The 7,324-nt window shown below is 70.8% G+C and carries 7 protein-coding genes and 2 pseudogenes; 1 reads left to right on the top strand and 8 read right to left on the bottom strand.

Annotated elements, in window-relative coordinates; all coding sequences use genetic code 11:
* The 7 genes and pseudogenes from DEIPI_RS0113680 to DEIPI_RS0113650 all read right to left on the bottom strand — a co-directional run.
* Positions 1 to 396 (bottom strand): annotated as a pseudogene (locus DEIPI_RS0113680) (ABC transporter permease); the annotation flags it as partial.
* Positions 397 to 405: 9 nt separating this feature from the next.
* Positions 406 to 1,143, bottom strand: a complete 738-nt coding sequence (locus tag DEIPI_RS0113675; RefSeq protein ID WP_027482133.1) for an ABC transporter ATP-binding protein — start codon at positions 1,141 to 1,143, stop codon at positions 406 to 408.
* Positions 1,144 to 1,158: 15 nt separating this feature from the next.
* A complete protein-coding gene (locus DEIPI_RS0113670) occupies positions 1,159 to 1,365 on the bottom strand; it encodes a helix-turn-helix transcriptional regulator (protein ID WP_027482132.1) in 207 nt (68 codons plus the stop codon).
* Positions 1,366 to 1,375: 10 nt separating this feature from the next.
* Positions 1,376 to 1,789 (bottom strand): hypothetical protein, encoded by a 414-nt coding sequence (locus tag DEIPI_RS0113665; RefSeq protein WP_027482131.1) that lies wholly within the window; start codon positions 1,787 to 1,789, stop codon positions 1,376 to 1,378.
* A gap of 115 nt (positions 1,790 to 1,904) precedes the next feature.
* Positions 1,905 to 2,639, bottom strand: a complete 735-nt coding sequence (locus DEIPI_RS31085) for a DivIVA domain-containing protein (RefSeq protein ID WP_052351732.1) — start codon at positions 2,637 to 2,639, stop codon at positions 1,905 to 1,907.
* Positions 2,636 to 3,283 carry a YggS family pyridoxal phosphate enzyme gene (locus DEIPI_RS0113655; RefSeq protein ID WP_027482130.1) on the bottom strand — a complete coding sequence of 216 codons (648 nt, stop codon included), beginning with the start codon at positions 3,281 to 3,283 and terminating at the stop codon, positions 2,636 to 2,638. The genes DEIPI_RS31085 and DEIPI_RS0113655 overlap by 4 nt, the downstream gene beginning before the upstream one ends.
* Entirely contained in the window at positions 3,280 to 4,101 is an 822-nt protein-coding gene (locus DEIPI_RS0113650; protein WP_027482129.1) for a purine-nucleoside phosphorylase, read from the bottom strand. The genes DEIPI_RS0113655 and DEIPI_RS0113650 overlap by 4 nt, the downstream gene beginning before the upstream one ends.
* Before the next feature lie 201 nt (positions 4,102 to 4,302).
* On the opposite strand from DEIPI_RS0113650, the gene DEIPI_RS0113645 reads away from it, so the two are divergent.
* Positions 4,303 to 6,819 carry a BamA/OMP85 family outer membrane protein gene (locus DEIPI_RS0113645; protein ID WP_027482128.1) on the top strand — a complete coding sequence of 839 codons (2,517 nt, stop codon included), beginning with the start codon at positions 4,303 to 4,305 and terminating at the stop codon, positions 6,817 to 6,819.
* A 58-nt stretch (positions 6,820 to 6,877) separates the two neighbouring features.
* Here the strand turns inward: DEIPI_RS0113645 and DEIPI_RS39870 are convergent.
* Positions 6,878 to 7,324, bottom strand: a pseudogene (locus tag DEIPI_RS39870) (DUF3084 domain-containing protein); the annotation flags it as partial.

The raw sequence follows: 7,324 nt of genomic DNA, 5'->3' as shown, positions 1-7,324 counted from the left end.
GCGCTGGTTGCTCTGCTTGCTGATCACGCGGACCTGCGCGGGCGCGCCGCCCTGCCCGAGCCCGGCGGGCACGACGATCGCGACGTCCACGTCGTCGGCCTGCACGGCCTTCAGGGCGTCGGTGACGGGGACCACGTCCACGCCCTGCGCGCGCCCGTCACCCGATCCGCGCGTGAGGAGCGTGCGGAGCTCGGCGGGCAGGGTGCCGACCACGCCGACCTTCTGGCGGGTCTCCTGCTGCCCGCTGAAGGCCCGCCCGAGCAGCAGCGGGAACAGCACGGTGAACAGCGGGATGAACACGAGCGGCAGGATGATGGTGCTGCGCAGCGTGCGCTTGTCACGCCAGGTGGAGAGCAGTTCCTTGAGGGCGACCTTCCAGACGAACTCGGGACGCATGTTGTCCTTTCAGGCGGGAACGCGCTCGGCGCGTTCCTGCAGGAGGTGGAAGAAGGCGCGCTCCAGGCTCTTCTGGCCCGTCGCGGCGAGGACGCCCGTGACGGTGCCCTCGGTGAGGAGCTCGCCGTGGTCGATGATGGCGACGCGGTCGCAGACCTCCTCCACCTCGGACATGACGTGGGTGGAGTACAGCACGAGGCGCCCGGGTCGGCGCGCGGCGAGGACGAAGTCGAGCAGCGCGCGCCGCGCGAGGATGTCGAGGCCGCTGGCGGCCTCGTCGAGGACGAGCACCTCCGGGTCGTGGATGACGGCGCGCGCCACGACGATCTTCTGCTTCATGCCGGTGGAGTACTCGCCCGCGCGGCGGTCGAGCGTCTCCGCGAGGCCGAGGGCGTGGTCGAGCTCCGCGATGCGGGTGTCGGCCTGCGCGCGGGTGAGGCCGTAGAAGCCCGCGAAGTAGCGCAGGATCTCGCGGCCCGTGAGGCGGTCGTAGAGGCCCATCCCGCCGTTGACGACGCCGATGATGCGGCGGACCGCCTCGGGTTCGCGGCGGACGTCGTGACCCCCGACGCGGGCATGGCCCGTGGTGGGTTCGAGCAGGGTCGCGAGGACGCGCAGGAGGGTGGTCTTGCCCGCGCCGTTCGGGCCGAGCAGGCCGAAGACCTGCCCGCCGTCCGCGTGGAGGGTGACGCCCCGCAGGGCGACGTGCGCGCCGTACGTCTTGCCGAGGTTCTCGATGTCGAGCATGCTTCTCCTGGGGCGTCAGGGGGCGCCCGGGGTGTCGTCCTGGAAGATCGCCTCGATGGGGCGGCCGAAGAGGCGGGCGATGCGGAAGGCGAGCGGGAGGCTGGGGTCGTACTTGCCGGTTTCGAGCGCGTTGACGGTCTGGCGCGACACGTCGAGCCGCAGGGCGAGTTCCGCCTGGGTCCAGCCCTTCTCGGCGCGCAGGACGCGGATGCGGTTGTTCACGGCGGGCGGCTCAGTCGCCCGCGCGTCCGTCGCGGGCGCTCATGACGCCGAGCGCGAGGCCGTAGGTGCCGACGCCCACGACCCAGAGGATCCACAGCGGCAGGGGCGCGAGGGGCACGGCGAGCTCCAGCGGGTAGTAGGTCATGGCGAGCAGCAGCACGACGACGAGCGAGATGGCGGCCGCCTGCGTCTGGCGGAGACGGCCGAACTCGTCGAGCTGTCGGTAGCCGAGCCAGACCATGACGGCGACGGCCCAGGGCAGCACGGCGAGCATGCCGGTGCTGACGCCGCGCAGGAAGTCGGAGCTGGCGCGGCCGCCGAGGACGGCGAAGAAGAGGCCGCCGAGGGCGATGAGGACGGTGGCGACGAGACCGCGCGTCATCGCGCGGGCGACGCGCTGTTCGCGGGGCGGCGGATGGTTCATGGAGCACCTCCCTGTCAAGCGAGCTTGACTCACTGTAAAGACCGCTTGTCCAGATGTCAACATCACTTGACATCACGGTGAGGAACGAGCCCCGCCGAAGCGGGGCCTCACGTCCCTACAGGTGATGCGAGAACGTCGGGACGACCGGATGATCCTCGCCCGCCTCGTCGGCAGGCGCGCCCACGGGGAGCGGCGCGGACTCGGGCTCGGCGTCCACCGTGGGAACGGGCGTCGCGGGCGAGAGCTTGCCGAGCGGCTCGCCGCTTTCGAGCTCCGCCTCGTGGTGCCGCGCGAGCTCCCCGAACCCCTGCAGCAGCGCGCGGTACTGCGCGAGGAACTGCGCCCGCTCCGCGCGCAGACGCGCGAGGCTGTTCTCCAGCTCGGTGCGGCGCGCGAGCGCCTCGTGCTCCAGCGCGGTGGAGCGCGCCACGAACGCGCCCTCCAGCTCGGTCTGCCGGGCGCGGTAGGCGCCCTCGAGCTCGGACTGCCGGGTCTGGAACTCCTGCTCCAGCCACGCCTGACGGGACTTCATGTCGCCCACCACGCGGTCACGCTCCGCCTCGGCCTCGCGGACGACGAGCTCCGCCTCGCGCTGCGCGACGGAGCGCATCTCCTGCGTGATGCGTTCCGCCGCGACGAGGGTGCGCTTGAGCTCCTCCTCGCCGAGGCGGTACTCCTCGATGCGGCGTTCGAGCTCGGTGATGCGGCCCTCATGGGCGAGTTGCTCGCGCAGCAGGTCCTCGACCTGCTCGGAGAGCTCGGCGAGGAACGCGCGGACCTGACGACGGGAGTAGCCCGACAGCGCGCCCGCGAATTCCTGGTGACGGATGTCCAGCGGAGTGAGTTTCATAGGAAGAGTGCCCTCCCCACCCGCACGAGGGTGGCGCCATGACGTACCGCCACGGGATAGTCGTCACTCATGCCCATGCTGAGCTCGGGCAGGCCGAGGTCGCGCGCGAGCGCCGCCGTGAGGGCGAAGACACGCTCCGCTCCGGCCGGGTCGCCCTCGGGCGCCATGACCATCAGACCGCGGACCGTGAGACCCATGAGTGACACTTCATGGTACAACCTCTCCACCTCCGACGGCTGAACGCCGGACTTCTGCGGCTCACCGTTGTGCACCTGAATGAGAAGGTCCGGCGCGGCGCCCCAGGCCGAAGCGAGCCGCGCGAGTTCGCGCGCGTGGTCGGCGCGCGCGAGCGTGTGCACCAGCCGCACGCCGCGCAGGTACTTGAGCTTGTTCGTCTGGAGCGCCCCGATGAAGTGCCACTCCACCTCGCGGCCCGGCGCGAGCGTCTCGAGCTCCGCGCGCTTGTCCCGCAGTTCCTGCCCCCGGCTCTCCCCCAGCGGGAAGTCGCCGCGCGTCAGGACGCGCTCCAGAACCTCCGCCGCCGGGTGGCCCTTCGTGACCGCCACGAGCCGGGCGCTGCCCGGCGCGAGACCGGCGTCCCGCTCGGCGGCGCGCAGGCCCGCCAGGACCCCTTCGAGGCTCACAAGGCGCCCACCACGTCCCGCACGAGCCCCGCGAGACGCGCGGCGCTTCCCTGCGCGACCCGGATGACCTCCTGCTCGTCCGCGTGCTCGTTCCGCTCGGGAATCGCGAGGTCCGTGACGGTGGAGAGGCCCAGCACGCGCGCGCCGAGGTGACGCGCCGCGATGACCTCCGGCACGGTGCTCATGCCGATCGCGTCCGCGCCGAGCGCGCGGAACATCATGAGCTCCGCGCGCGACGCGTACGTGGGCCCGCTGATCGCGACGTACACGCCGTCCCGCAGACCGATGTCGTGCGAGCGGGCGAGGCGCTGCGTCAGCCCGCGCAGTTCCGGGTCGTACGCGTCGTACATCACGGGGAAGCGCTCGCCGAAGCGGGTGTCGTTCGGCCCGATCAGCGGGTTGTCCCCCGCGAAGTTGATGTAGTCGCGGTGCAGCATGATGTCGCCCGCCGTCCAGTCCGAGCGCAGCCCCCCGCAGGCGGACGTGATGACGAAGGTGCGCGCGCCGAGCGCGTGCGCGACCCGCACGGGGAACACCACCTGCTGCATCGTGTAGCCCTCGTAGTAGTGCACGCGGCCCTGGAAGGCCACGACGCGCCGACCGCCGAGCTCGCCCAGCACGAGCGTGCCCGCGTGCCCGGGCGCGGTGGAGACGGGGAAGTTGGGAATCTCGGCGTAGGGGATGCGCACCGCGTTCTCCAGTTCGTCCGCGAGCCCGCCGAGCCCGGAGCCGAGCGTGAGGCTCACCTCGGGCTGGAAGTCGGCGGCGCGGGCGCGGATGAAGTCGCGTGCGGCCTGTACGTCGTCGTAGGCAGTCATGGCGGTCATTCTCCCACGCCCCGGGCACGCCCGACAAACGCTGTGCATGCGCCCTTCATGGTCCCGTCAGGGTTGGGCGCTACAACGGCAGGGACGGCCGCCCGAACTCGGCCCTTTACCACCCGGCCCCTCAGGGGGTCAAGTACCCTTCATGCTTCTCAGGGACTTTATTGTGAGGGTTGGTTGTACCTTAGGAGACTCATGCGAAACACGCTCACACTCGGACTCACCATCGCGCTCGTCGGGGCGCCGCTCGCTCAGGCGCAGCAGACCGCGACGCTCGACGACATCGTCGTCGTGGGCGCCGACGACCTCCTCTCCAACTTCCTGCGCGTCTCCCTGTCCGTCCAGACGGGCGCGCCGCTCTCCTCCGTCAACCTGCGCGCCGTGGAGGCCGAGGCGCTCGCCACCGGCTTCTTCAAGACGGCCCGCGCCGAGCTCACCACCCAGAACGGACGTCAGGTGCTGCGCCTCAACGTCGCGCCCAACCCGCCCATCGCGGACGTGCAGGTCTCCGGGACGCCCGCCCTCAACGCGGACGAGCTCAAGCGCTTCCTCGAACAGAACCTCAACATCGCGGCGGGCGCCACGCTCAACACCGCCCGCGTCGAGGACAGCAAGGTCCAGATCGGCGAGGCGTACCAGGAGAACGGCTTCCCCTTCGTGCCCGGCGTCAGCGTCGAGGTCCGCGAGGGCCAGAACGGCGCCACGCTCGTCTACACCATCAACGAGAGCGCGCCCGTGAACCGCGTGGAGATCAGCGGCAACACCCGCCTGCCCGCCGAGACGCTCCAGAACGCCTTCCGTCCCCTCGTGGACGCGAAGAGCTTCACGCTCGACGCGTACCGTCAGGCCCTCGCGACCGTCTCGCAGGCCTACGCGAACCTCGGCCTGCAGGGCAGCGGCGTCAACGCGCAGGCCAGCAGCCTCGCGGACGGCACCCTCAAGGTCACCGTGACGGAACTGCGCGTCGGCAGCGTCGACACGAGCGCGGTCCAGGCGTCCGGCGTGACCCTGCAGTCGCGCGCGGGTCAGCTGCTCGACCTCAACGTCGTCGGTCAGGACGTTCGCGCGCTGTCCAACGCGACGGGCAAGGCCGTCGGCGTGAACTACCAGCAGGACCCCACGCAGACGGGCGTCGTGAACGTCGTGTTCGTCCCGCAGGACGTCGCGACCGGCCCCATCCGCGAGGTGCGCGTCGCGGGCAACACCGCCGTGTCCGCCGACGACATCGCCAGGATCCTCAAGGTGCGCCTGAACGACGTGTACACGCCGCAGCTCGCGCAGGAGGACTACCTCGCCATCCAGCGGCTCTACAACAGCCGCGGCTACGAGCTCAGCACCCGCGACCCGATCCGCTTTGAGAATGGCGTCCTCACCTTCAACGTCCGCGAGGTGCGTCTCGCGGGCTACGAGCTCGTCTGGGACGGCCCGAAGGTCACGCAGGAACGCGTCGTGCTGCGCGAGCTGCCCGAGCCGGGCGGCCCGCTCAACACCCGCGCGCTGCTCGCGCGCGTGTCGAACAACGTCGCGCGCCTCGGGTTCGTGCAGCCCGTCAGCTACCAGTTCCGGCCCGACCCGAACAACCCGGAGCTCGTCACGTACGTGCTGACCCTGCGCGAGCAGCGCACGGGCATCCTGTCGCCCGCCATCTCCTACGACACGCTCAACGGGCTCAGCGGTGACCTCAGCTACTCCACCAACAACCTCTTCGGCCTGGGACACAGCGTGTCCGTCAGCGTCACGGGCGCCCCGAACGACGCGCGTCAGTTCCTCAGCGCCAACGCGTCCTACACGATTCCCTGGCTGGACATCGACGTCCTCGACTTCCGCCGGGTGCGCACGTCCCTGTCGCTTCGCGTCGGCACGAACGTCACGGGCAACAACGACATCAGCGACGTGGATCCGGCGGACCCCACGAAGCTCAACCCGACGGGACGTCAGTTCAGCACGCGCACCACGGGCGCGTCCGTGAGCCTCGCGCGGCCCGTCGCGCCGAACCTCAGCGCGAACGCGACGGTGTCCACGCAGTACAACCAGAGCTACCTCGAACCGCAGAAGGACGGCCAGCCCGCCGACGCCGTCGTCGCGGACCGCGTCCCCGCGCCTGGGCTCACGACGTCCTTCGGCGTCGGACTCAACTACGACACGTCCAACAGCGTCGACTTCCCCACGAGCGGCGTCCGCGCCTCCACGAACGCCCTGTACGGCTTCGGCTACCAGGGCACGCAGGGCCTGAGCTGGTGGCAGGTGGACGGCGGCGCGCGCACCTACTTCGGCTTCGGCAACACCCTCAACGACGGCTCCCGTCAGCAGGCCTTCGCGGTGCGTGCCAACGCGGGCACCATCTTCGGCAGCCCGCCCGCGAGCGGCGTGTTCTTCGTCGGCGGCAGCGAGCCCAGCGACCGCTTCACCCTGCGCGGCTACGAGCAGGGCACCATCAGCGGACGCAACTTCTTCACCGCCAGCGCCGAGTACCGCTACAACTTCAACGTGAACGTCAGCGTCCTGCAGGGCCTGTACGGCATCCTGTTCGTCGACGCGGGCGACGCCTGGAACGACGCCAGCCAGTTCAACGTGAACCTCGGCTACGGCGCGGGCGTGCAGCTCAACCTCGGGCTCGGCTCGTTCGCGCTGCCGTACCTGCGCTTCGACTACGCCTTCAGCCCCGTCAACCCGCGCGGCAAGTTCACCTTCCGCATCGGCAGCTTCTTCTGACCTGAAGCGCGAAGGGCCGCCTCCTCGTCGGGGGCGGCCCTTTCCCGTGGGACGCGCCCTACTTCAGCACGATCGGGTACAGGTCGATGCTGCTGCCGGGCCGCACGTCCTGCCGCGCGGCGATCCCGACCGTCACGCTGCCCGAGGGTCTGATCGTGTCGAGGAAGGCCAGCACCTCCGACGTGCTCAGCCCGTTGTCGCGGATGTTCTCCAGCGGCACGCCGCTCCCGTGCAGGTCCGTCACGACGAGGCTCACGAGGTCGAGGAGCTGCGCGCGCAGGCGGTCGGCGCCCGCGTCGGCGCTCAGGGGCGTGCTGCGGATGACCTGACCGCGCCGGAAGAGCAGCGTGTTCGGGTAGGCTTCCGCCGTGAGCTCGACGGGATAGCCCTGCACGGCGTTCGTGGCGGCGCGCAGCACCACCAGCGACGACGCGTTCAGGCCGCGCAGCTTCGCCTGCAGCCGCGAGAGGCTGTCGGCGGGCAGCGTCGCGGCGGGCGTGCCGCG

Source organism: Deinococcus pimensis DSM 21231 (genome assembly GCF_000519345.1).
In the GTDB taxonomy this organism is placed as follows: domain Bacteria; phylum Deinococcota; class Deinococci; order Deinococcales; family Deinococcaceae; genus Deinococcus_A; species Deinococcus_A pimensis.
Note: the sequence above shows the minus strand (reverse complement) of the source record. Positions and strands in the feature narration are given on the sequence as shown.